23 protein-coding genes are annotated in these 24,777 nt (G+C 61.8%); 7 read left to right on the top strand and 16 right to left on the bottom strand.

Going from position 1 to position 24,777, the window contains the following annotated elements; all coding sequences use genetic code 11:
• Position 1: 1 nt before the first annotated feature.
• Positions 2–424 (bottom strand): hypothetical protein, encoded by a 423-nt coding sequence (locus AWB78_RS02305; protein ID WP_062602383.1) that lies wholly within the window; start codon positions 422–424, stop codon positions 2–4.
• On the bottom strand, positions 414–950 hold the full coding sequence (locus tag AWB78_RS46235; protein ID WP_157697394.1) for a hypothetical protein: 537 nt from the start codon (positions 948–950) through the stop codon (positions 414–416). Before AWB78_RS46235 ends, AWB78_RS02305 begins: the two co-directional genes overlap by 11 nt.
• 59 nt (positions 951–1,009) lie before the next feature.
• On the opposite strand from AWB78_RS46235, the gene AWB78_RS02300 reads away from it, so the two are divergent.
• The gene (locus AWB78_RS02300) at positions 1,010–1,765 is read left to right on the top strand and encodes a FadR/GntR family transcriptional regulator (protein WP_062601829.1); all 756 of its coding nucleotides are present in this window, start codon (positions 1,010–1,012) and stop codon (positions 1,763–1,765) included.
• Here AWB78_RS02300 and AWB78_RS02295 read toward each other — a convergent pair.
• On the bottom strand, positions 1,762–2,172 hold the full coding sequence (locus AWB78_RS02295; protein WP_062601828.1) for a hypothetical protein: 411 nt from the start codon (positions 2,170–2,172) through the stop codon (positions 1,762–1,764). The two genes, AWB78_RS02300 and AWB78_RS02295, sit on opposite strands and share 4 nt — an antisense overlap.
• 615 nt (positions 2,173–2,787) lie before the next feature.
• On the opposite strand from AWB78_RS02295, the gene AWB78_RS02290 reads away from it, so the two are divergent.
• Both AWB78_RS02290 and AWB78_RS02285 read left to right on the top strand, forming a co-directional pair.
• Complete coding sequence (locus tag AWB78_RS02290) at positions 2,788–3,873, top strand: glycosyltransferase (RefSeq protein WP_062601826.1); 1,086 nt, start codon at positions 2,788–2,790, stop codon at positions 3,871–3,873.
• Positions 3,870–4,724, top strand: coding sequence for a polysaccharide deacetylase family protein (locus tag AWB78_RS02285; RefSeq protein ID WP_062601824.1), 855 nt, complete (start codon positions 3,870–3,872; stop codon positions 4,722–4,724). The genes AWB78_RS02290 and AWB78_RS02285 overlap by 4 nt, the downstream gene beginning before the upstream one ends.
• Position 4,725: 1 nt before the next feature.
• On the opposite strand, the gene AWB78_RS02280 is transcribed toward AWB78_RS02285, so the two are convergent.
• Positions 4,726–5,553 carry an alpha/beta fold hydrolase gene (locus AWB78_RS02280; RefSeq protein WP_062601822.1) on the bottom strand — a complete coding sequence of 276 codons (828 nt, stop codon included), beginning with the start codon at positions 5,551–5,553 and terminating at the stop codon, positions 4,726–4,728.
• A 267-nt stretch (positions 5,554–5,820) separates the two neighbouring features.
• On the opposite strand from AWB78_RS02280, the gene AWB78_RS02275 reads away from it, so the two are divergent.
• On the top strand, positions 5,821–6,468 hold the full coding sequence (locus AWB78_RS02275) for a carbonic anhydrase (RefSeq protein WP_062601820.1): 648 nt from the start codon (positions 5,821–5,823) through the stop codon (positions 6,466–6,468).
• 80 nt (positions 6,469–6,548) lie between these two features.
• Entirely contained in the window at positions 6,549–8,126 is a 1,578-nt protein-coding gene (locus AWB78_RS02270) for a SulP family inorganic anion transporter (protein WP_062601818.1), read from the top strand.
• A 12-nt stretch (positions 8,127–8,138) separates the two neighbouring features.
• Here the strand turns inward: AWB78_RS02270 and AWB78_RS02265 are convergent, their stop codons facing one another.
• From AWB78_RS02265 to AWB78_RS02225, 9 genes are all read right to left on the bottom strand, one after another.
• The gene (locus AWB78_RS02265) at positions 8,139–8,969 is read right to left on the bottom strand and encodes an anti-sigma factor family protein (protein ID WP_062601816.1); all 831 of its coding nucleotides are present in this window, start codon (positions 8,967–8,969) and stop codon (positions 8,139–8,141) included.
• The gene (locus tag AWB78_RS02260; protein WP_062601814.1) at positions 8,966–9,490 is read right to left on the bottom strand and encodes an RNA polymerase sigma factor; all 525 of its coding nucleotides are present in this window, start codon (positions 9,488–9,490) and stop codon (positions 8,966–8,968) included. Before AWB78_RS02260 ends, AWB78_RS02265 begins: the two co-directional genes overlap by 4 nt.
• 280 nt (positions 9,491–9,770) lie before the next feature.
• Positions 9,771–10,436, bottom strand: coding sequence for an O-methyltransferase (locus AWB78_RS02255; protein ID WP_062601813.1), 666 nt, complete (start codon positions 10,434–10,436; stop codon positions 9,771–9,773).
• Between the two features lie 126 nt (positions 10,437–10,562).
• Complete coding sequence (locus tag AWB78_RS02250; protein ID WP_062601811.1) at positions 10,563–11,819, bottom strand: LysR family transcriptional regulator; 1,257 nt, start codon at positions 11,817–11,819, stop codon at positions 10,563–10,565.
• A gap of 79 nt (positions 11,820–11,898) precedes the next feature.
• A complete protein-coding gene (locus AWB78_RS02245) occupies positions 11,899–12,855 on the bottom strand; it encodes a 2-hydroxyacid dehydrogenase (protein WP_062601808.1) in 957 nt (318 codons plus the stop codon).
• Positions 12,856–12,862: 7 nt separating this feature from the next.
• Positions 12,863–14,170, bottom strand: coding sequence for an MFS transporter (locus AWB78_RS02240; RefSeq protein ID WP_062601806.1), 1,308 nt, complete (start codon positions 14,168–14,170; stop codon positions 12,863–12,865).
• Positions 14,171–14,229: 59 nt separating this feature from the next.
• Positions 14,230–15,180 carry a dihydrodipicolinate synthase family protein gene (locus tag AWB78_RS02235; protein ID WP_062601804.1) on the bottom strand — a complete coding sequence of 317 codons (951 nt, stop codon included), beginning with the start codon at positions 15,178–15,180 and terminating at the stop codon, positions 14,230–14,232.
• A 182-nt stretch (positions 15,181–15,362) separates the two neighbouring features.
• Positions 15,363–17,120, bottom strand: a complete 1,758-nt coding sequence (locus AWB78_RS02230; RefSeq protein ID WP_062601802.1) for an IlvD/Edd family dehydratase — start codon at positions 17,118–17,120, stop codon at positions 15,363–15,365.
• A 147-nt stretch (positions 17,121–17,267) separates the two neighbouring features.
• On the bottom strand, positions 17,268–18,143 hold the full coding sequence (locus tag AWB78_RS02225) for a LysR family transcriptional regulator (RefSeq protein ID WP_062601800.1): 876 nt from the start codon (positions 18,141–18,143) through the stop codon (positions 17,268–17,270).
• 108 nt (positions 18,144–18,251) lie between these two features.
• Here AWB78_RS02225 and AWB78_RS02220 point away from each other — a divergent pair, with 108 nt between their 5' ends.
• Both AWB78_RS02220 and AWB78_RS02215 read left to right on the top strand, forming a co-directional pair.
• A complete protein-coding gene (locus tag AWB78_RS02220; protein ID WP_062602381.1) occupies positions 18,252–19,376 on the top strand; it encodes a mandelate racemase/muconate lactonizing enzyme family protein in 1,125 nt (374 codons plus the stop codon).
• 9 nt (positions 19,377–19,385) lie between these two features.
• Positions 19,386–20,933 carry a D-arabinonate dehydratase gene (locus tag AWB78_RS02215; RefSeq protein ID WP_062601798.1) on the top strand — a complete coding sequence of 516 codons (1,548 nt, stop codon included), beginning with the start codon at positions 19,386–19,388 and terminating at the stop codon, positions 20,931–20,933.
• A gap of 11 nt (positions 20,934–20,944) precedes the next feature.
• On the opposite strand, the gene AWB78_RS02210 is transcribed toward AWB78_RS02215, so the two are convergent.
• The 3 genes from AWB78_RS02210 to AWB78_RS02200 all read right to left on the bottom strand — a co-directional run bounded on the left by AWB78_RS02210 (position 20,945) and on the right by AWB78_RS02200 (position 24,313).
• On the bottom strand, positions 20,945–21,775 hold the full coding sequence (locus AWB78_RS02210) for a siderophore-interacting protein (RefSeq protein ID WP_062601796.1): 831 nt from the start codon (positions 21,773–21,775) through the stop codon (positions 20,945–20,947).
• A 16-nt stretch (positions 21,776–21,791) separates the two neighbouring features.
• A complete protein-coding gene (locus AWB78_RS02205; protein WP_374729441.1) occupies positions 21,792–22,523 on the bottom strand; it encodes a PadR family transcriptional regulator in 732 nt (243 codons plus the stop codon).
• A gap of 776 nt (positions 22,524–23,299) precedes the next feature.
• Complete coding sequence (locus AWB78_RS02200) at positions 23,300–24,313, bottom strand: hypothetical protein (RefSeq protein WP_062601794.1); 1,014 nt, start codon at positions 24,311–24,313, stop codon at positions 23,300–23,302.
• Positions 24,314–24,777 lie beyond the last annotated feature (464 nt).

Raw genomic sequence — 24,777 nt, 5'->3', positions numbered from 1 at the left:
ATCAGGCCGGGGCGCTTTCGACGTCGATATCGTCGGTGCCGAGCCGGGAGAAGATGTCGCATACCGCGCGCATCTCGGCTTCGTCGCGAATGCTGACGATCACGCGTGTGATGCCGCAAGCCGCGTCGGCATCGCCGCCGTCCGCGCCGAACGACGGGAGGATGTCGTCGCCGGAAACGTCGAAGCCGAAGGGGTATTCGTGCGTATCGACCACTCCGAGATGCTCGCCGTGGCCCGCGTATTCCGCCGCGATCCACTGCGTCTGCGAGCTGGCATTCTGTGATTGCGAGGAACGGAAATCGGCAAAGCCGCTCATCCTCGCCAGGCGGACCCGATCGCCCGCGATGCCTTCCGCGCGTAGATCTTCCAGTGCTTCATCCAGCTTACGGGAGCCAAAGAACGCTCCGCTGACTTCACGCATCATTTGCTCGTCTCCTTGCCTGCAACCCTCGATGCCGCGCCTCAGTATCGCCGTGAATCCGACGATTGTGAAGACGGGTCTGCCCCGGCTGCCGCCTGAATGACGATCGAGCGCGATGCGCGCGCCGAATGGCGTGGTCGAGCGCATAGACGCGTGCGGCGACGGCCGGTAAACCGCTGTGCTCAGGCCCGCGACTGCGCGAGAAGATGGCGAATCCAACGGATGCGGCATGGATTCGCGAGCCGGACGATAAAGCGAAGTGCGCTTCTTCCAGACGAACAGCGGCCGCCGGATGCGGCCCGATGCCGTCTGGCTTGCGCGTCTTTACTTCATGCGGTACTTGAACTTTACGCCGCAACAAACGGTTTATCAACGGTTTGTTTTGGCCCCAAACCGATGATTTGCAAGCATGTTTCGATGGCTGATGGCAGGTGTTCCGGCACCGATGATCTGGAGCGAGTGCAGATTCTAAAGATCCCAAACGGGGCGCGAGTTTGGCATTCAAAATACCGGCGGGGTCGATAGTCATCGTACAAGCTGTCGCGCGCCCTATAATGGGCCATCGAGGATACAAAGATCGGCTTTCCCATGTCCCAAGCACTCGCGTCCGGCGCGCTTCGCCGTTCCCGTAATCTCACCGAAGAAGTCGTCGCCGAATTGTCCGAGCGGATTCGCAGCGGCGCGCTGCAGCCTGGTGACAAGCTGCCGACGGAATCGGAGATCATGGCGCAGCTCGGCGTGAGCCGCACGGTCGTTCGCGAGTCGATTTCCCGCCTGCAGGCGGCGCGTCTCGTGCAGACGCGGCACGGTATCGGCACCTTCGTGCTCGAAGCAGGCGATCAGGACCGGTTCCAGATCGATTCCGCGGGCGACCTCACCGTGCGCGACGTCATGGCGATTCTCGAGTTGCGCATCAGCCTGGAAGCGGAGGCTGCCGGTCTCGCCGCCATGCGCCGCACCGATGAAAACCTCGCGCAGATGCGCCGCGCGCTCGACGATTTCGAGCGGCTGGTCGAAGCGGGCGAGGGCAATGCGGTTGCCGCCGATGTCGCGTTCCATCTCGAACTCGCGAAGGCCACGGGCAACCGCTATTTCCACAGCATCCTGAGCCAGCTCGGCAATACGATCATTCCGCGCACGCGCGTCAATTCGGCGGCGCTCGCGCACAACGATCCGGGCAGCTATCTGGATCGCGTGAATCGCGAGCACGAAGATATCTACGATGCGATCGAGCGTCGCGATCCCGAAGCGGCCCGCGCGGCGATGCGCATGCATCTGTCGAACAGCCGCGAGCGCTTGCGGCGCGCGCAGGAAGCGTCGACAAAAACGCAGGACCCTGTCTAGTCCTCGTCGAGCATGACGGCCAGCGTGCCCGCTTCGCTCTGCACGCCGGCATCGAGATCGACTTCATGCGGCGTCATCCTGGCGATCGCGCGTAAAAGACGCGGCGAAAAGCGCGCGCCGAATCGCGCAATCTCGGCTTCGCGCGCGGCGTCGTCGGCATGAGCGAGTGCGCGCAATTCACTCAATGGCAAGCCGACGAATAAATCGAGTGCATAGGGCGGCGCATCGACGTCAGCGATCGTTTGCGCCGAATCCGGCGCGCGAATGCGCAGGCCCGGCTGCAAATGCGATTCGAGTTCCATCGTCACTTCATAGTTCGCTTCCGCTTCCAGCGCCGCATGCGCTTCGCTTTGCAGGAAGGGCGCAACGGATTGCAGGCGAGCCAGTTCTTCATCGGAGAGCAGCATGAGTTTTCTCCCTGGACATCGATTCAAGTTATCACGCTAGTGCGGCACTTGCTGTGCAGGAAGGATTGACCGATGAATCGCTTTGTCATCGCGAAGGAATTTCGGTCCTCGGAGCGTCAGTGGTAAGCGTTACCTGGCGATATTGAAGAAGCGCGTCGACTATCACCAGCATGTATCATGACGCGTCTCTGCTCAGTCTGAACTCAAACGTTTGCACATCTTTGGCATTTCTTATCACCGGCTTAAGCGCCCGCGGTGCGCAGGGATTTGACGCCGGTTCGATCCGCTTCCACGATAAGATCACAAGACCGAAACTGACGAAACCGCCAGTTACGCGTCAACCAATCTCTTTCCTTAGCCGTTAGCTCGTCAGGTCATCCGGTCGCCTTCGGACCACACCAATCGACCTCAAGCGAAACATCGATTGGTCTTGTCGAGCACTGCCGGCAAAGCGCTTTCACCAAGCTTGCGAAGCTGCCATCTCTATCGATAAATCTTCTTTAAGGTTTATCAAATCCCTTGCTTTTTCTTTACGAACGACCAAGGGCAGAAAGGCATTCGAATTATTACCAAAAATTTCCGGCACATCGCTGCCGGAGTGTGGAGACCGGGCATTTGAAGATCTTACATAGCGAGTCGTCGACGGGATGGGGCGGTCAGGAGATTCGCACCCTGAAGGAGATGGTGGCTTTGCGCGAAAGCGGGCATACCGTCGAACTGATTTGCCCGAGCGGCGCGCGGCTCGGACAGCGATGCTCGGAACTCGGTTTCGCGGTTCATCACGCACGCATGCGCGGCGGCGGTGACATGCAGTCGATGCTGCGTATCAAGGCGCTCCTGCGCCGTGGCGCATTCGACGTGCTCAATACGCATAGCGGTCACGACAGTCTCGTCGCCGGCACGGCGGCGCGTCTCGCGCGTACACCGCTCATCGTTCGCACGCGTCATCTCGCATTGCCTATTTCCTCGCTTGCGACTTATACGTGGATTCCGCATCGCGTGATCGCAGTGAGCCACTACGTGCGCCGCTATCTGATTTCCGCGGGCGTCGCGGAGAAGCGCGTGCAAACGATCTATGACGGCATCCCCAAGCCGCAGCCCGTCGCGCATTCGACCTTGCGCGAGGAGCTCGGCCTCGGGCAGGACGCGTTCATCGCGTGCATGGTCGCGATCATGCGCGACAAGAAAGGCCATGAAGATCTGATCGCAGCGGTGCGCCCGCTGCTCGACACGCATCCGAACCTGCATATCGTGATGGCGGGCGATGGTCCGCTCTTCGGGCGCATCAAGGGAATCGTCGATAGCCTCGGACTCGCGCATCGCATTCATGTGCTGGGCTTTCGCACCGACGTGCCGAACATTTTTCGCGGCTCCGATCTGTTCGTGCTGCCGACGCATCAGGAAGCGCTCGGCCAGGCTTTCATCGAAGCGATGGCGGCGGGCTTGCCGGTCATCGGCACCCACGTCGATGGCGTGCCGGAGCTCATCGAAGACAACGTGAACGGACTGCTCGTTCCGCCTCACGACCCGACTGCATTGCGCGCGGCCATCGCTCGCATGATCGACGATCCCGCGTTGCGCCAGCGCCTTCGACGTGAAGGCCTGCGCATCACCGAGCGCGGCTTCACCGTCGGCGACATGGCGCACGAAACGGCGCTGTTTTATCGACGCGCGCTGCACGAGCGAGGACATCGCCGATGAGCACAAGGCAGGCGCGCGCCGTGCCCGTGTTGATGTATCACCACGTCAGCACGTCGCCCGGCATGATCACCGTGACGCCCGAGAATTTCGCCGCGCAAATGGACTACCTCGCGAGCGCGGGCTATCGCACGATCGGCTCGGCCGAGCTCGCTGCTTTCCTGAGCGGCGAGGACGTGCCCGCGAAATCCATCGTCATAACTTTCGACGATGGCTATCTCGACAACTGGGTGCATGCGCATCCGGTATTGAAGCGCCACGGCTTCACCGCGCTGTGCTTTCTCGTGAGCAGTTGGCCCGGCGAAGGCGCTGTGCGTCCGAATGCATCGCATGGAAGTTCGACGCTTCCGCCTTTGCTCGATCATCACGCGGGCGAACGCGCCATCGAGAACGGCCGCGCCGACGACGTCATTCTGCGCTGGTCCGAAATCGAAGCGATGCGCGAAGCCGGCACGTTCGAGTTTCATAGCCACACGCACACGCATGTGCGGTGGGATCGGGTCACGGGAACGTCAGGCGAGAAACGCGAGCGCTTGCGTGAAGACCTGAGCGCGGCGCGTGCCGCATTGCGCACGCGTCTAGGCGAAGTATCCGATCATCTGTGCTGGCCGCAAGGCTATTACGACGACGACTATCGCGAAGTCGCGCTGAACGCGGGCTTCAGGCACTTCTATACCTGCCATGCCGGCACGAATATCGGATCGGATCCGATGGATCGCTCCGCGTCCGTCGGTGCCGAACATAGCATCAAGCGACTGGAAGTGCGCGATCGCCCGGCGTCATGGCTGGCGTCGCGCTTATGGGTGCATACGCGGCCCGCGATCAGCCGCGCTTATCTGAGCATCAAGCGTTGATTCAACGGCGATGCGACTGCATGAAAGCGGCGATCGCATCGTTCACGGCACCGGTCGCATCGCGATGCGGCGAGTGGCGGCACTGGGCGAGTTTGACGAGTTGCGCATGAACGACCGCCGCCTTGATCTCGTCGAGTTGCAGCATCGATGCGTATTCGTCGTCATAACCTTGGATGGCAAGCAAGGGACGCCTGATCGATGCCAACTCTCCCGTGATGTCCCAATGCAGAAACGCGGGATTCAACCACGCATCGTTCCATCCGTAAAAGGCTGAATCAACGTCGTCGTGGTAAGCCTTCAGCTTCTCTTTGAACGACGTGGTCTCATAGGTGACGCGGGCTTTCTCGATGCCTTCGACGGTCATCGGCTCGACGCACACATGCGGCGCCATGACGGCGAGACCGGCGAGCGCTTCAGGAAAGGCGCTTGCATAGAGCAGCGCGATCGTGCCGCCATCGCTATGCCCGATGAGCCACATGCGCGAGCGTTCTTCGGCGTCGATATCGAGCGCATCGAGCAATGCGGGCAGAACAGCTTGTGCCTGCCGATGCAGGAACTCGACCGGCCATTTTTCTCCCTGCTGGCGCGGCGTCGAACGCCCATAACCGGGCCGCGAATAAACGAGGCCCCGGCACTTCAGGCGATCGCACAGTATTTGCGGCCAGTCTTTCCACAGCGCGATCGATCCCAGTCCTTCATGCAGGAATAGCGCGACAGGCGCATCGGCGCGTTCGGCATTCAACCACTGATACTCGACGCGCAGCGGACTGGCGCCGCCATTCAATTCGACGAACCGCGTCGTGTCGCTGCTTGCTGCTGGATTGTTCATGTTGCGGGCGGGCTGAGCATGGAGCGATAGAGATTAACAGACGCAGTGCACGCCGAATTGAAAGCGCGATAAAACCCGACCATCGCATGCATCATTTTCGATGTCAGGCATGCCACGAAATGCTGATCTGTTCAACTGAAAAGGCGCGATCTATTCAACTGATTTTTTTCTCTGGACGTCACCGAACTTTTTCTGCGAAAGTGATTCGTAAGGAACTCGCTGCACTGCAACACAGATGCGGCCCTTTTTGACCCCGGAGAGAAATGCATGAACAAACCGAAACGAATGCTATTGGAAAACATTGCCTGGGCACGCGAGACCGCGCATGCCGATGCGCAATTCTTTCCACGCCTCGCGCAAGGGCAGAGCCCCAAGGTATTGTGGATCGGGTGCGCGGATAGCCGCGTGCCGGCCGAAACCGTGACGAACGCCAATCCGGGTGATCTCTTCGTTCATCGCAACATCGCGAACCTGTTCTCTCCTTCCGATGACAACACGATGAGCGTGCTGGAATACGCGGTGCGCGTGCTGAAAGTCGATCATGTGATCGTATGCGGCCATTACGGTTGCGGCGGCGTGCGCGCCTCGCTCCTGCCGCAATCGAGCGACTTGCCGCACGTGAATCGCCGTATCGCGCCGCTCTGCGCATTGGGCGAACGGCATCGCAAAGAGCTCGATGCGTTCTCGGAACTCGATGCGCGCGCGAATCGCCTTGCTGAGCTGAATGTGCTCGAGCAAGTGCGTCTGTTGCGGCAGAACGCCGTCGTGCGCGACCGCGACGAGCCGCCGCTCGTTCACGGATGGATCTTCGGCCTTCATGACGGCCTCATCAAAGTGCTCGCTTCCGGCTATGCGGAAAAGGGCGAAACGCAAGACGCCGAACGCGTGCAGGCCGCGTCGCTTCAGGCCGCTTAGAGCGGCTCAATTCAATCGATCGCTTCCCAATGCGATGTCGCTTTCGCGACCTTCGCAGGCCCCAACTCGTTCAAAAAATCATGAACTCAAGTAACCGTCTAGCTACTTTTCCGCGCGATGTATTCGCGGGCACTGTCGTGTTTCTCGTCGCCATGCCGCTATGCTTGGGCATCGCCAATGCATCGGGCGTCGCGCCGTTCGCCGGGTTGCTGTCCGGCATCATCGGCGGCCTCGTCGTCGCGTTGCTGAGCGGCTCGCAACTGAGCGTGAGCGGCCCGGCCGCGGGTCTCATCGTGATCGTCGTCGACGGCATCGCGGGACTCGGCAGCTTTTCCGCGTTCCTGCTCGCCGTGCTGCTGTCGGGTGCGATCCAGTTCGGCTTCGGCATGCTGAAGGCAGGGCGCTTTGCCGCTTATGTGCCTTCGTCGGTCATCAAGGGCATGCTCGCCGCGATCGGCCTTTTGCTCGTCATCAAGCAGATTCCGCTGGCTGCCGGATTCGCGAATCACGGCGCGCCGGCGGCGAGCGGTCCGGGCATGTTCGGCACGCCCTTCGGCCCGATATCGATGGCAGCGTGCATGGTGGCCGTCGTATCGCTTGCGATGCTGGCAGGCTGGGAAACGCGCGCGATGCGCCGCTTCGCGCTCGTGCGTGCCGTGCCCGCGCCGCTCGCGGTGGTCGCGTTCGGCATCGGCGTGACGCTGCTGCTCGATCTGCTCGCGCCGGGCTTCGCACCGCCCGCGCAACATCGCGTCGCGCTGCCGTCGCTCGAATCGTTCGGCGCATTCACGGATGCGCTGGCATTGCCGAACTTCTCGCAGTTCGTGAATCCCGATGTGTGGCGGCTTGCGTTGACGCTCGCTATCGTCGCGAGTCTCGAAACGCTGTTGAGCCTCGAAGCCGTGGAGCAACTCGACCCGAAGAAGCGCGCGGCGCATCCGGATCGTGAACTGAAGGCGCAAGGCATCGGCAACATGATGGCCGGTGCGATCGGCGCATTGCCGATCACGTCGGTCATCGTGCGCAGCTCGGCAAACGTGCATGCGGGCGCGCAGAGCCGCTGGTCGTCGTTCGTGCATGGCGCGCTGCTGCTCATGAGCGTGTTCGCGCTGACGAGCGTGATCAACCTGATTCCGCTCGCCTGTCTCGCGGCGATCCTGATCTTCACGGGGCTGAAGCTCGCCAAGCCTTCGTTGTTCGCGGCGGTCGCGAAACAAGGCATCGAACGTTTTGCGCCGTTCATCGTGACCATTGCGGGCGTATTGCTGACGGATCTGCTGATGGGCATCCTGCTCGGCATCGCGTGCAGTCTCCTGCTCGCGATCAGCGCGAATCTGAAGCGTCCGATCACGATTGCGCAGCATGACGATCATTACCTGCTGTCGTTCCGCAAGGACGTGTCGTTTCTCGCGAAGGTCACGCTGAAGCATCATCTGCGCGCGATTCCCGATGGCGCGACGGTGATCTTCGACGCATCGCGCGCGGACTATATCGATCCCGACGTGCGCGAGGAGATCGAGAAGTTCGTGGCGGCGGCGCCTTCGCGCGGCATGCATGTCGAATGCAGGAAGCTGCCGCGTGCGCAGACGCAAGCGGGCGTGCCTGCCGTGCGCGGACGGTGGTTCGGACCGACGAGGCAGGGCATGACGTCCGAGTAGACGAGCGCGGTATCAACCCGGCGTCGATGGCGTCAGTTGTGCATAGACATCGTGCGCGAGCTCGAGCATCACCTTGCGATCGATGCCGCCCGACACCGCATAACCGAAATCGCCATCGATCCAGTAAAAGACGTTCACGGGCCCGTCCTGATACAGCTTGAATGCCGTGGTGTTCGTGCGCGTCTTGCGATGCGAGATGCAGAGCGTCACGCGCTCGCCCTTGGCATCGCGATACATGAACTGCGCGGTCGGGCCGTTTTCGCCGGGGAGAATGCGCCCGCCCATCAGTTCGAAACCGCTCTTCGTGAGCAGAGGCGGATGCATGTCGGTGCCGAGCTTGTTCGACAGATATCGAACGAAGTCCTGATCGCGGTCTCTGCCGATATCGTCGGGACGATCGACAGCGGGCATGTACACGACATGCGCGATCGCGGCCTGACGCGCCATGCCTTCCATGCCCTCGGCGCTCACGTCACGTGTGCTCGATGTATTGAGGCCGGACAGCGGCGCCGCATCGCGCCCCATGTTCGTGCCGATGCCAATGCCGATGCCGATGCCCAGCACGAGCGCCGCCGCCATGCCCGCGAAGTGCGGCCAGTTCGCCGCGCTCAGCCCGCGCCGCTTCTTCAACGTGCGCAAGCGCGCGGGTATCGGTTCGTTGAGCACGCGGTCGTAGCGCTCATGGAACATGTTGTTGAGCGCGAAGTAATCGCTCACGCGCGCGGCCAGCGCGGGATTGAGTTCGATGGCGCGCTCGACCTGTTCGCGACGCTCGGCCGGAAGCGCGCCATCGACATAAGCGTGGAGATCGTCTTCGCTGATCGGGGTTGGTCGATCGCTCATCGCACCACCTTCAGTTTCGCACTGGATTGCGTGCCGGCCATCAACGCGCGCAGGCGCTCGCGTCCGCGCGATAACCGCGACATCACAGTGCCGATGGAGATGTCGAGGGCGCTCGCCACTTCCGCATAACTCATCTCTTCGAGCCCGACGAGCAGAACGACTTCACGCTGCTCGGCGGGCAGACGCTGCAACGCGTAGTCGAGATCGCGCACTTCGAGCGAGCGGATCGGGTTGCCCGGCACGGCGAACTCGCGTTCGCTTGTCTCGTCGTCGTCGTCGTCGATCGAGACATGCATCGCACGCGCCGGCGCCTTGCGCACCTGATTTACGAACACGTTATGCATGATGGTGAATAGCCACGCGCGCAGATCGGTGCCCGCTTCGAACATGTTCGTGCGTGACAGAGCGCGCTCGATCGTGTCCTGCACGAGGTCGTCCGCGAGATCCCGGTTGGTCAGGAGCGCGCGCGCATAGCGGCGCAACCTCGGAAGGTGGTCCATCAATTCGTCGCGGATGCCCATCGCTTTATCCGTCGTCTATCGAATGGCGCGTGCATTCGCGCCGCGTCTATAGAGATATGAACAAAAGCGAGCGCGTTTTATTCCGTCTGCCGGGCCGCGAATGTCAACGCGTCGGCGGCGCGCACGAGTCCGCGGGTGTCCGCGCAACGATGCGCTAATACTCAGGACGAGCGTTTTATTCCATCGGCGATCCGATTATTTTTTCGAAAAAGAAAAAAATCCGGAACCGCCCAGGAATTATTTTTTATTGCCGCTGACGGAAAATCGTTGTAAGCGCCGTTCAGGAAACGATCGAGATCGAGAAACCGTCCCATCCCTTGCTGCCGACGGTCTGAATGGCCGTGGACGATACGTGGGCATCCCTGGCCAGCATATCGAAGAACTGGCGCACGCCGATGACGTCGGGATCGGCGCTGCCGGCGTCCGTGACGCGGCCGCCACGTATCACGTTGTCGGCGACGATCACCGTACCCGGCCGGCTGAGACGCAAGACGAGGCGCAGGTACTCGGGATAGCTTTGCTTGTCGGCATCGAGGAAGATGAAATCGAAAGGCGGAATGCCGTCGCGCGCGAAGTCTTCGAGCGTATCGGCGGCATCGCCGACGATCACCGACACGACGCCCGACAAGCCCGCACGCTCGATATTTTTCCGCGCGACATCCGCATGATGCTGGTCGGCTTCGAGCGTGAGCAGCGTGCCGTCGGCAGGCAGGGCGCGCGCGAGCCAGATCGTGCTGTAGCCGCCGAGCGTGCCGAGTTCCAGAATGCGCCGCGCGCCGCGCAGGCGTGCGAGCATCTGCAGCAGCTTGCCCTGATTCGGCGCGACGTTGATCGCGGGCAATCCCGCTTCCGCGCTGGACTTCAAGGCTGCTTCCAGCGATTCGTCGGGCGTTTGGGTCTGCTCGCACAGGTACTCGTCCATCGCAATCCATTGCTGCTCGATCATCGCATCTCCTTCGCCGTTGCCGTGGTCGCGTCAACGACACGATACAGCACGAATAAGGGCCCGTGATGTGATAAATGATTTAGATGGCCTCGTAAGTCCTTCGCAATCGGGATGACACATTCAGCGTCATAAACTCTTCTGCCCGGCGCGGCGCATGTCATGGCCGAGCTGATCGACGGTCAGACGTATCGCGTCGATCAACGCGCGTGCGGCCGGCGATGGCGTGCCGCCCGCGCGCATCGTGAGGCCGATCTCGCGCCGCGTGTTCTGCAGCGGAATGTCCATCACCACGAGCTGGCCTGATTCGCACTCGTAGTGCAACTGCTGCGCGGATACGGCGGCGAGCATATCCGTGTGCATCAGGAGGCCGCGAATGACCGCGAGATCCGCCGTTTCGACGCTGGGCATGGGCGGCTTGAGCTTCCAGCGCCTGAACTGCGCCTCGAACATGCCGCGCGCAGGCGCCTGGCTGCGCGGCAGGATCCATTGCGCGGCAATGAGATCCTTGAGCGTCAATCCGCTTGCACCGGCAAGCGGATGTCCCCGCCGCGCGATCACGACGATATCCTCCGACATCAACCGTTCGTTGACGAGCCCGCTCGATGCATCGTTCTGACGCAGCGCGCCGAGCACGAAGTCGATATCGCCCGCACGCAGTCCCGCGACGAGCGTTTCGTACGAACTCTCGTCCGTCACGATGCGCACGCCCGGATATTGCGCCGCCACGCGCGCGATTGCGCCAGGCAGGATCAGCGTTCGTCCGAGCGGCAGCGCACCCACCGTGACATAACCTTGAATGGTCCCGCGCAGCGCTGCGAGATCATCGGGAATGTGGCGCAGTTCGTTCAGCGCGCGGCGCACATGCAGGACGAAGGTTTCGCCTTCGCTCGTGAGCAGCAGTCCGCGCGGGCTGCGGTAAAACAATTGCATACCCGCGCCGGTTTCCATGATGCGAATGGCGCTGGATACCGCCGGCTGACTGAGTCCCAGCGTTTGCGCCGCACTCGGCATATGACGATGGCGCGCGAGCGCGGAGAACAGTTGCAGACGTCGCGTGTTGAGCAGAAAGGCGGGAAGCGTGCCGCCGGTCGCGCTGCGGCGGCGCGACTGCCGCGTCGCGCACCATTGCGCCAGCTCCTCCAGTTCGCCGAAGATGCGCTCGCATCTCGACAGCACCGCGCGGCCCGCGGGTGTCGGCAACATGCCCGACGAACGCCGCTCCAGCAAGGTCTCGCCGACCGCCGCTTCGAGTTCCTGCAGCGAACGCGTGACTGCCGACTGCGCGCGGAACAGGGCGGTGGCGGCGCGCGTGGCGCTGCCGGTCTGCGCGACGAGGCGGAATGCGCGCAAGTAGGCGAGGTTGAGCAGTTCGCGATTGTCCATGTGCGAAGGGCGCGTGTATGCGATGGCTATCAGTTTGATTTATCGCATGGTAACGCCTCCCGACGCACGCTCACTAGCGTCAAGCCGATACAACGGGCGTAATGGCCTTTCCGCTTGCAAAGAAGGACACGATGTTATCGATGGTGAGCTGCGCCATCGCGAGGCGCGTTTCATGCGTCGCGCTGCCGATATGCGGGCTCAGCAGGACGTTATCGAAAGCGCATAGTGGCGACGCTCCGAGCGGCTCGCATTCGAACACATCGAGCGCCGCGCCTGCTATGGCTTTACGTTCCAGCGCTTGTACGAGCGCTTTTTCATCGACGACCGAACCGCGCGCGATGTTCACGAGCACGCCCTTCGCACCGAGCGCGTCGAGCACGGCGGCATCGACGAGATGCCGTGTCTCGCTGCCGCCCGGGCACGCCGCGATCAGAATGTCGGACCAGCGTGCGAGTTCGTTCGGATGCGCGAACCATTCATACGATAGCGCCTGCTTCGAGCGTCCGTAGTACGCGATATCGACATCGAAGGGCGCGAGCCGCCGCGCGATCTCCTTGCCGATGCGCCCCATGCCGATGATGCCGACACGCTTGCCCGCAAGGCTCGACCCGAGCGCAAACGCGCCTTGCGACCACGCGCCCGAGCGCACGAAGCGATCCGCCTGCGGCAATTGCCGCAGCAGCGCGAGCATCAGCCCGATGGACAGCTCTGCAACTGCTGCATTGAGCAGATCCGGCGTATTCGCCACGACGATGCCACGCTCGCGCGCGAATTCGATTGGGATGCGATCGAAGCCCACACCGCTCGTCGCGATGATCTTCAACGAAGGCAGCCGCTCGATCAACGCAATGTCGATGTCGTAATTCGAACGCGTGACAATAGCGCCGACGCGCTCGCGCAAAGCGTCGTCCTCGTCGATATCCGCGAGCGAGACGGGCGCGAAGCGCGCTTGCAGCAGCGCATGCGCGTTCGCCGGAAACTCGCCGATGCGCAGCACCGGCGGCACGTTCACTTTCTTGTCGATGTGATCGGACATCGATGCCTCATTTATTGACGAGCCGCGCGGGCACGAACATCAGGATCAGGAGCGCCGACACCGCAAGCGAAGCCGCGACGACGAAGAGCCCCGACGATAGCGAATGCGTGACCGTCTTGAGCCAGCCGATGACAGCAGGACTGATGAAGCCCGCGAGATTGCCCGTGCAATTGATGAGCGCGATGCCCGCGGCTGCGCCCGTGCCACCCAGAAACGCGGTGGGCAGCGCCCAGAACATCGGCAAGGCGGTGATGACGCCCGCCGTCGCGAGCGTGAGCCCGAGCACCGAGATCGCGGACGATGAGCCGAACAGCGCGCACAACACGAAGCCCGATGCTGCGATGAGCGCGGGGATCGCCACATGCCAGCGCCGCTCGCGCGTGTGATCGGCATGCCTGCCTGCCACGATCATCGAAACGAGTGCGACGGAGTAGGGAATCATCGTGAGCAGGCCGATGATGAATGCATCTTCGATGCCGGTGGCACGCAGGATGGTCGGCTGCCAGAAGCCGATCGCATACGAGCCCATCACGATGCCGAAGAGGATCAGGCACATCAGATACACGCGCCCCGACGTGAACACGGCGCGCACGGAACCGTGCGTGTGCGTGGCGGTGTCGGCGGCGATTTCATCGAGGATCACGCTCTTTTCGCGTTCGGAGAGCCACGTTGCGTCGGCGACGCGATCGTCGAGATGACGCAGGATCACGAAGCCCAGCACGATCGAGGGCAGCGCTTCGATGATGAAGAGCCACTGCCAGCCCGCCATGCCCCATGTGCCCTGCATCGCATGCATGATGTAGCCCGACACGGGGCCGCCGACGAGTCCCGACACCGGATTGCCCGCCATCAGCAACGCGATCATCTTGCCGCGCCGATGCGACGGAAACCAGTACGTCAGGTACAGCACCATGCCGGGAAAGAAGCCCGCTTCCGCGACACCGAGCAGAAAGCGCACGGCATAGAACTGCATCGGTGTGGAGACCCATGCGGTGGCCATCGAAAGCAGGGCCCATGTGACCATGATCCGCGCGATCCAGCGTCGCGCGCCGATGCGATGCAAGAGCAGGTTGCTCGGCACCTCGAAGAAGAAATAGCCTACGAAGAAGAGGCCCGCGCCGAAGCCATACACCGCTTCGCTCAAGTGCAAGGTATTGAGCATTTGCAGTTTCGCGAAGCCGACATTCACGCGATCCAGATACGCGACCACATAGCCGACGAACAACAGCGGCATGAAGCGCAACGCGACGCGCTTGAAGATCGAATCGGCATCGTTCGATTCGATCGATGCGGGCAGGGATGTGCTGTTATACAAGTTTGTCTCCTGATTGAGGCAGAGCGTTGTTGTGTTTATGTGCTCGCTTGCTTGCGTATTCAGTGCGCGGCTTCGGTCGATGTTGCGAGTTCCGCCGCATGAGGTATGCGAAAACCGATCGCCGTCAGGGCGCTTTCCAGCTGCATGCGTTGCGATGCATCCAGTTCCACGAGCGGGGCACGCAACGTGGCCCAGCCTTCGTCGCCGGATTGCCATGCGATCGCGGCCTTCATCGCGGCGATCATCGGAAAGCGCTGGAACACTGCGCGCGTTTCGTCGAGACGGCGTTGCTGCGCGGGTGCATCGACGGCTTGCCAGTCGCGCGCGAGACGGGCGATCGCCGCGGCGTTCACATTGCCCGTTGCGGTGATGCAGCCCGCGCCGCCTGCCTGCAACGTGCGCAGGAGGAAGGTCTCGCTGCCCGCGAAGACTTCGAAGCCGGATGAGGAGAACGCGTCGATCAGCGCGGCCGTATTGCTCCAATCGCCGGAGCTGTCCTTGATGCCTGCTATCGAGTGCGGATACGCTTTGAGCAGACGTTCGATCAGGGGCAGACTCAGGCCGACCTGCGCGACAGGCGGAATGTGATAGAGATAGATCTTCAGACGCGCATCGCCGATTGCTTCGATCACGCTTGCATACGCGCGAAAGAGCCCTTCGTCGCTCACGCCTTTGTAGTAGAAGGGCGGCAGCATCAACACGCCCGCGCATCCGTTCGCTACCGCGTGACGCGTCAGTTCGATCGTATCGGGCAGCGCGCACGCACCCGTGCCCGGCATCATGCGCGCCGCTGGCAAACCTGCGTCGAGCAGCGCATCGAGCAGGCCGCGCTTCTCCGCGACATTCAACGAATTGGCTTCCGAATTGGTGCCGAAGACTGCGAGGCCGACGTCGTCATTCAATAGCGCGCGGCAGTGTCGAATGAAGCGCTCGGTCGAAGGCGAGCCGTCTTCGTTGAACGGCGTAAGCACCGGCGACAATGCGCCGTTGAAAGCATGCGGCGAGGTCATGATGAGGCGTCTCCTTTCAGGTTCTTTGCGATGGAGGCCAGTATCGCCGCGAGCAAAAGATGGAAGAACAGGGGGTCGCTTGCTTCAAACTCAAAAATTTTTGATGTCTTGTCTTTCGATGGCGACAGACGAAAAAAAGGCCACTCGAAAGTGGCCTCGATAACGTGATTGTCAGATGGCGTTCATCGGCGCGGCGTCACGCCTTTCGTCTGCGTTGCGCGCAGGAAATCGAAATCGACGCCCTTGTCCGCTTGCGTCACCGTGTCAAAGAACAGCTTGCGATAACCGCGATCGGCACTCGGCACGCTGACCGGCGATGCCTTCGCGCGCGCGGCGAGCTCTTCATCGCTGATCAAGAGGCTGATCTCGCGCTTCGACACGCTGAGTCGAATGCGGTCGCCCGATCGAACATGCGCGAGCGGACCGCCCACCGCCGCCTCCGGTGTCACATGCAGGACGATGGTGCCGAACGCCGTGCCGCTCATGCGTCCATCGGAGATGCGTACGATATCTTTCACGCCCTTCACCGCGAGCTTGCGCGGAATCGGGATATAGCCCGCCTCGGGCATGCCCGGCGCGCCCTTGGGCCCGATGTTCTTCAGCACGAGGATATCGTCGGGCGTGACGTCGAGCTCGTCGGCATCGATGCGCGCCGCGAGATCCGCGCCGTTCTCGAACACGACCGCGCGGCCTTCGTGCTCCATCAGCTTCGCATTCGCCGCCGATTGCTTGATGATCGCGCCGCCCGGCGCGAGATTGCCTTCGAGCACGGCGATGCCGCCTTGCGGATAGATGGGCTTATCGAACGGGCGCACGACGTCCTGCTCGAACGCGGGACCGGCTGCTTCGATCTCTTCACCGAGCGTGCGCCCGGTGACTGTCAGCGTGTTCAGGTTGAGCAGCGGCTTCAACTCGCGCAGCAACGTGGCCATGCCGCCGGCCTTGTGAAAGTCCTCCATGTAATGCGCGCCGGAAGGCTTCAGATCGAGGAGCACGGGCGTCTCGCGTCCCATGCGATCGAGCGCCTTCAGATCGACGTCATAACCCATGCGTCCCGCGATGGCGGTCAGATGCACGATGCCGTTCGTCGAGCCGCCGATCGCGAGCAATACGCGCATCGCGTTTTCGAATGCTTCGGCGGTGAGGATCTTGTCGATGGTGAGGTTATCGCGCGCCATCTGCACGGCTTGCGTGCCCGTCATTTCGGCGATGCGCATGCGATCCGACGTCACCGCCGGTGGCGATGCGCCGCCCGGCACCGTCATGCCGAGCGCTTCGGCGATGCACGCCATCGTGCTTGCCGTGCCCATCACCGAGCATGTGCCGACGCTCGCGACGAGCTGATTGTTGACCGCGGCGATCTCCGCTTCGTCGATTTCCTCCGCGCGGAAACGGCCCCAGTAGCGGCGGCAATCGGTGCATGCGCCCACGCGCTCGCCGCGATGCGAGCCCGTGAGCATCGAGCCGGTGATGAGTTGAATCGCGGGAATGCCCGCCGATGCCGCGCCCATCAGTTGCGCGGGCACGGTCTTGTCGCATCCGCCGATCAGCACGACGGCGTCCATGGGCTGCGCGCGGATCATCTCTTCCGTGTCAATCGACATCAGATTGCGCAGGTACATGCTCGTGGGTTGCGAGAACGATTCGGCGATCGATATCGTGGGGAAGTCCATCGGCAGGCCGCCCGCGAGCATCACGCCGCGCTTCACGGCTTCGATGAGTTGCGGCGCGTTGCCGTGACACGGGTTATACGCGCTGCCCGTGTTGACGATGCCGATGACCGGGCGATCGAGCGCGCTGTCGGTATAACCCGCGCCCTTGATGAACGCCTTGCGCAGAAAGAGGGAGAAGCCGTTGTCTCCATAGCTTGTCAGCGATTTGCGCAGGCCGCTCGGCTGAGTGGAATCGTCGCTGGGCTTTTTCTTGAATGTGTCAGTCATGGTTGCACTGTCGTCCGATGAGCGTTGAATGTCTCCGTGCCTTGATTATCGCGGCTTTGCGATGACTTTGAGCGCGCTCGGCGCTTGCTTCAAACGATAGAGATTTTTGCTTCCGGAAGGGAGTAACGCTAACGGATCATCGGCCATTCAATTTTGTCCGACGGATTCCGCGGCGGCGAGAAACGCTTGCACGAGGCGAAGCCGCGCGGAAGAACGTCCCCACAGCAAACCGACGAGGCGCTTGGGCGCCGCATGCGGCAAGGCCCATCGCTTCAGCGAGAGACCGCTCAATTCCTGCGATGCCCAGTCCGGTATCAGCGATATGCCAAGGCCGCGATCGACGAGCGTCGCGATGGCCGCGAGACCATCGAGCTCGCAGCGCTGATGCGGCTTGATGCCGTGTTGCCGCAGATACGCATCCGCAAGCTGCCCGCCGACGACATTGCGGTCATAACGCACGAACGGCTCGGTTTGCAGCGTGGCGTGCACATCGGTGACGTGCATCGAAGCGGGCGTCAACAGAACGAGGGATTCTTTTCTGAACGTATGCCAGTCGCAACTCTTCGGCAGATTGAAGAGCGGCTGCGCGATCACGGCCGCATCGAGGTCGCCGCTTATCACCTTGCGATAGAGATCGAGCGAGGTGCCCGGCTCCAGATAGAAATCCATCTGCGGATATCGATGCAGAAGAACCGCGAGCGCATCGGGGATGAGGCTGGCCATCATCGTCGCCATGCCGCCGAGGCGCAACTGGCCGCCGAGTTGATCGGTGTTGTCGATATCCGCGCGCAGGTCGCGGATGTCGTGCAGCACGGTGCGCGCACGCGCCAGAATGCGCTCGCCGGCTTCGGTCGCACCGACCGTGCGGCCCGAGCGGCGCACGAGCGTCGCGCCCAGTTCGGCTTCCAGCATCTTCACCCTTTGCGCCACGGCGGCGGGCGTGAGATCCAGCCTGCGCGCGGCTTCGGCAATGGAACCAAGCTCGACGACGAACACGAAACTCTGCAGGTAGCGCGAGTCCATCGATAAAAATTTTTGGGTTTGAAGAAGCCAAAGGATACTTCCTCTTGCGCCCTCGCGCCATCAAACTGATTGCATTCGCAACGAATGAAAATCAACGGAGACGACCTCATGCCCATCATCGAATCGGTCGCGGTTTGCGCGGCAGCGGTGCCGCTCGATCGCGTCACATCGTTTTCCACGCGCACGGTTTCGACGCGTCACTATGGGCTCGTCAAGGTGCGCTCGACGGATGGCGTCGAAGGTATCGGCTTTTGCTATATCGGCAGCGCGGCGGGCGAATTGCTCACGGTCGCGGTCGAGCAATTGCTCGCGCCGGTTTTGATCGGCAAGGATTCGTATGCGGTCGAAGGACTGTGGCAGGCCATGTACGACGAAGCGCTGCTTCAGGGGCGCGCGGGCACCGTGATGCGCGCATTGAGCATTCTCGATATCGCGCTATGGGACTTGAATGCGCGCACGCATGAGCTGCCGCTGCATAAGTATCTCGGCGCGAATGAACTCGCTTCGGTGCCTGCTTATGCGAGCGGCGGTTATTACCTGGATGGCAAGACGCCGGAGAAGCTCGGCGAGGAAATGGCGAGCTATGTCGATAGAGGTTTTCGCGCGGTGAAGATGAAGGGCGGCAGGTTGTCGCCGCAGGAAGAGGAGCGTCGCGTGAAGGCCGCGCGTGCGGCAGTGGGGCCGGACGTCGAACTCATGATCGACATGAACAACGGCTGGACGGACGTGACGCAGGCGCTGCAGCACGTGAGGCGTTTCGAGCAATACGACCCGTACTTCATCGAAGAGCCGTTCTCTCCCGACGATGTCGACAATCACGCGCGTCTCGCGAAAGCGACGCGCATTCCGATCGCCACCGGCGAGATCGGCTATGGCCGTTGGTATCACAAGGAACTGCTCGACAAGGGCGCGGCCGCGATTCTGCAAACGGATGCGGCCGTGTGCGGCGGCATCACCGAATGGCGCAAGATCGCGGCGACCGCGGCAAGTCATGGCGTCGTGATGTGTCCGCACTGGTTCCACGATCTGCACGCGCCGCTCGTCGCCGCGACGCCGAATGCGCGCTACGTCGAGTTCTTCTGGGACGATCAGGTGCTCAATTTCCGCAGGCTGATCGACCGGCAGCTTTCGCATCGCAATGGCCGCGTGCAATTGCACGACGCGCCCGGTCTCGGCTTCTCGTTCGACGAAAAAGAAGTCGCCAAGTATGGTCAATGGAAACGCGTCGCCTGAGTTCGAGCCATGTCAGACACAGTGAACAAAGTCATCGCGGGCCCGGTGATTCGCCTGCATCCCGAAGATAACGTCGTGATCGCGCGCACCGATGTCGCGATCGGCACCGCGGTTCCATCCGAAGACTTCATATGCAGAAGCCAGGTCGCGGCGGGCTACAAGATCGCGGCGCGCGCAATAAAGAAAGGCGATGCCGTGCGCAAGTACAACGTGACGATCGGCTTTGCGAACGCCGATATCGCGCCGGGCACGATGGTGCATAGCCATAACGTCGAGTTCCGCGAGTTCGATCGCGATCATGCGTTCTGCGCGGACTATCGCGCCGTGGAGATGATCGAGGAGCGCGAGCGCGCGACCTTCCAAGGCATCGTGCGCGAGAACGGCGAAGTCGCGACGCGCAATTACATCGGCATCCTGTCGACGGTGAATTGCTCGGCCACCGTCGCGCACAAGATCGCCGAATGGTTCACGCCTGAACGTCTCGCCGAGTATCCGAACGTCGATGGCGTGGTCGCGTTCACGCATGGCATCGGCTGCGGCATGGAGATGAGCGGCGAACCGATGGCGCTTTTACGCCGCACGATGGCCGGTTATGCGCGGCATCCCAATCTCGCGGCGGCGCTCGTCATCGGACTGGGTTGCGAACGCAATCAACTGGCCGGGTTGATGGAGCAGGAAGGCTTGAGCGCGGGTTCGCGTCTGCATACCTTCATCATGCAGGAGAGCGGCGGCACGCGAAGGACCATCGAGGCGGGCATCGAAGCGGTGCGCGCCTTGCTGCCCGATGCGAACCGCGTGCAGCGTACGACGGTCAGCGCGAGTCATCTGAAGATCGGCCTGCAATGCGGCGGCTCGGACGGCTTTTCGTCGATCACGGCGAACCCCGCGCTCGGCGCCGCCGTCGATCTGCTCGTGCGGCATGGCGGCACCGCGATCCTCTCCGAAACGCCTGAGATTTACGGGGTGGAACATACGCTGACGCGACGCGCGGTGAGCCGCGACGTCGGCGAGAAGCTGCTCGGGCGCATTCGCTGGTGGAAGGAAGAGTATTCGGTCGGACGCGACGTGCAGATCAACGGCAAGGTCAGTCCTGGCAATCAGGTGGGCGGGCTCGCGAATATCTTCGAGAAGTCGATCGGCTCGTCGATGAAGGGCGGCACGGGACCGTTGATGGAGGTCTATCGCTATGCCGAGCCGGTGACGCAGCGCGGGCTCGTCTTCATGGACACGCCCGGCTTCGATCCCGTTTCCGCGACCGGACAGATCGCGGGCGGCGCGAATCTCATCGCGTTCACGACGGGGCGCGGCTCGATGTTCGGCGCGAAGCCGGTGCCCTCGCTCAAGCTCGCGACGAATACGCCGATGTACGAGCGGCTCATCGAAGACATGGACCTGAATTGCGGCGGCATTCTCGATGGCGTCGCGTCCGTCGAGAGCACCGGCCGCGCGATCTTCGACGCGATGCTCGCGGCGGCCTCAGGCCAGCGCACGAAGAGCGAGCTGCTCGGTCTCGGCGATCACGAGTTCGTGCCGTGGCAGATCGGCATCATGAGCTGAACGACGATGCATCAGCCGTCGATCGTCTCGTGCACGCCTTGCTCGCCGCGCTTCCAGTACGCGGACGCGCGGATGCGCTTCTTGTCGATGCCGCGCTCTTCGCACAGCAGCTTGCGCACCGCGCGCATCAGCGTGGCTTCGCCCGCGGCCCACACATAGCCCTCGCCATCGGGCAGATAGGTTTCGCGCAACGCGAGCAGCAGCGCACCGCCCGGATGCTCGCTTTCATTGCGATAGCGCCACTGCGCGTAGAGATCGGCACGCGTATGGAAGTCGATGCGCGCCGAGGGATCCGCCACTTCGATCAGCGTCGCGACGCGCGTGCCTTCGGGCAATTCTTCGAGACGCCGCGCGATGGCGGGCAGCGCGGTTTCATCGCCGACCATGAGATGCCAGTCGAACTGCGTGGGAATCACGAACGAGCCGCGCGGCCCGCCGATGCCGAGACACTGGCCCGGCGCGGCTTGCATGGCCCATTCGGTCGCCGGGCCGGCTTCGTGCAGCGCGAATTCGATATCGAGTTCGCGCGTTGCGGCATCGAAACGGCGCGGCGTGAAATCGCGCGCGATCGGACGCGGCTTCGACGGATCGAACACGGGGCCGTCGGGGCCGGCTTGCGGAATCGCGGGCATCGACTCGCCCGGTTGCGGGAAGAACACCTTGATGTGATCGTCGAACGATGCGCTCACGAAATCTTCGAGCGCATCGCCGGTGAAGGTCACGCGAATGAGGTGCGGATTGAGCGCCTCGACGCGCGTGACTTGCAGCAGACGGAACCTGAGCGCGTGGCGCACGCGCGTGACTTCGAGATCGGGCCGGTCTTGCAGGATGGAATCGGTCATCGTGTATGGCTCCTTCTTACGCCTGCTTGGGCGCCGGATTCTGTTCGATTTCCGCCGTCGCGCGGGCCAGGATCGCGGCGATGCGGCGTTGCTCATCCGGCGATGCATCCGTGCGCAACAGCAACGCCTTCTTCAGCGCGCGGCGCGCTGCGATCAACTCGGGCACCCAGCCAGTGTCGCCCGATGTGTCGTCGGCGTCTTCGCCCATGTACGCGCGGCGCACCAGATCCATCTTGCGGGCGAAGTGCGTGAGCTTTGCGAGCATGATGTCCACGCGCTCGCGATTCGACGCGAGATAGTCGCGACCCGCATCGGACAGCGCATACCGCTTGCGATTGCCTTCCAGCTCGACGGTCGTATAGCCCAGCTCTTCGAGATACGTGAGCGCCGGATAGACCATGCCGGGGCTCGGCGCGTAGAAGCCGTTCGAGCGGTCTTCGAGCGCCTTGATGAGTTCATAGCCGTGACGCGGCGCTTCGGCGAGCATCGCGAGCAGCAGCAGTTGCAGATCGTCCGACGAGAACTTGCGGCCGCGCGGCATGCCGTCTTCGCCGCCGAAACCGCCCATGCCGCCCATTCCTCCGGGGCCGCCGCCGAAGCGCCCGCCGCCGCCGTGGCGATGACGGCCGACCATGCCCCAGCGTTCGAAGGCGAAGCGTTCGGCCCATTCGGGGGCGTTGAAGGGAAGATCGAAACCGAATGCGCGGAAACCGGCTTCACGCGCGCGTTGAAAGCATCGGGATTTCATGTGTGCACTCCAGATGTGTCGTAAAACATATCTAAAGATATATATCTTTAGAGTGTCTGTCAAGGCGTTTTCGGCATGGTATCGGCGCACAACATAGTCTGCAGCACGCGGAAAAAACGATTTCGAAGACAACAAAGTGTGCAGGATCGCGGAAATTGCTTGTGCGACGCACAATTTTGGACCGGCTGTTGACGATAAAAGTACCGCCTCTGGCGCCGACGATGAAAGGCTGTCAGGACGTGTGGCTCGGTTGGGGATGAAGCCTGGCAGCGGCAGGGAGCGGCATGGCGACACAGGCCGCTCGAAATAAGGGCTGCAGGGCGCTGAGTGGGAATTGCCGATGGAGAAGCCAGCCAACAACTGGGGTCGGGTCAGGCGAAGGACAAGGACAAGGGCATGTAGATGTTGCTACGATCGATGTATCTTCCGTCGCAGCGGCGTTCTCAATGTGAAGGAGGGCGGTCAAACGCCGGTGAATCCTCGATCATCGGCCATTGCGGACGTTCGTCGATCCACGCTGGGACGGCTGTTGAACGAAGGAGACCGGCCATTCATATCACAGCCGCGTTGAAAGAAAGCGCTCGTTTGCCGGCTGCGCCGAGCAGGTCAGGAAATGAGATAGCGCTACTAACTTGAGCAAAAGTCGATATTTCTCGCCGTTCCGATACAGTCGGCGAGTTCGAATGGACCGAAGCGCTCTGGGTCTATATGGATTCCTAACATACTCTTGAAACAGCCCGACGAACGTCCTCTGAGACATCACTCGCAAGGGGCAACTAGAAGATCGACGTCGGAATCGTTGTTGCACCTGCGGAGCCAATTTGATCAAACAGGTCCGCAGATCGCTGGACAGGACTGAAAAGCTCATCGTACAGCGCATCGGGCCGCGCCTTGAAACGCAAGCCGTCTGCGAGGCGTGTCAACGCGGAAAGGCCGACGATGCCCAGTCCAAAACGCTCTGCCTCTTCGACAAACGGCTCGATCTCCGCATCTGTGTGCTTTGTGACAAGGACGCCGTTCACCTGCACGTTCCCGAGCCGCTGCGCGGCAAAGCCTTCCCTTACACGTAGCACACGTTGCTGTAGTTTGGAAAGCTTCTCAGAGGAGTTGGTTACCGCTGCCGCGCACTCGATCACTACGATCCCTATAGTCGGAGTCTCACAGAAAATATCGGGTGCTTCCTGCAAGTGAGATACCTCGCCGAGATACATACAGTCGAATCCAAGTTCCTCAAGCGCGAGCGCCAAAACCCGCTCGAACGGGTGACCCCGCGAATCGCGAGACAAGAGTTCTCCGCGTAGCTTTGTGAGGTCCTTGTCGAATTGCGCAAGAAATGCCGCGCGTTGAGTGGGCAGTCGCGCTGGATCACCGACCCACCAACGGGAAATGTAGTGTCCGGCGTAACTCAGGAAGACTTGGCAAACCGGTACATCGCCAACATCTTGCTCGAATCGCGCAGCGATCAAGCCGTCATTTTGAGTTGCCCAGTCAAGCGTTGGTCCGCCTATTGCCAAACGCATAGCTTTTTGCGCCTCCGGCACATATTTCACGCCGACCTTGACCAAAGACGGATCAATACGTGGACTAGCTACGACCTTGGCTGAAAGCTTACCGTCACTGATAAACGAATCAGCCAAGACCGTCTCCGCTGGCTTTTCGAGCAAGATCTCGATGGCCGTTTCAGTACGTTGCATGACTGCGATGGACAGCAGATGCTCACTCAACAGGTCAGCCAAGCCATCGTAGGGAGTGTCGAGCGATCGTGTGCGATGCTCAAGATCGCCGGGCATCCGCGGATCCAGGTTTTTCGATCGTCCAGCCGACAACATCAGCGCCGGCGACCTTGCTTGATTTGGCTGGACTTGTGGATGGCTGTCCGGGAAAAAAGTCGCGCTGAGAGAATTCCCGTCAATCTGCGGCAGACCGTAGATCTCGCCATCGATTTCGATCTGCCCTGGCGGAGGATTCGATCAAGGTCGAACTTCACATTCGCGATATCGATTGGCACTCGCCCCACTATGATCCCGTCGAGTGCTACGACGGAAGGTTCGAGCAAAATCGGCTGAACTGTCTCGTAGACGTATCTAACTATCGCCCAGTGAAGCCACTTAGCGCCTTCCTCCTCGATGACCAGATACGACACGATGATCTGCTGCGCAGCATTCGTCCAATGCTCTGTGTATCGGCTCCGGTTGTTTGGACACGCTTTTGCAGCTCAGGCGGCCAACTTCATCAGCCTTTCCTGACGGGCTTC

Source organism: Caballeronia calidae, assembly GCF_900044055.2.
In the GTDB taxonomy this organism is placed as follows: domain Bacteria; phylum Pseudomonadota; class Gammaproteobacteria; order Burkholderiales; family Burkholderiaceae; genus Caballeronia; species Caballeronia calidae.
Note: the sequence above shows the minus strand (reverse complement) of the source record. Positions and strands in the feature narration are given on the sequence as shown.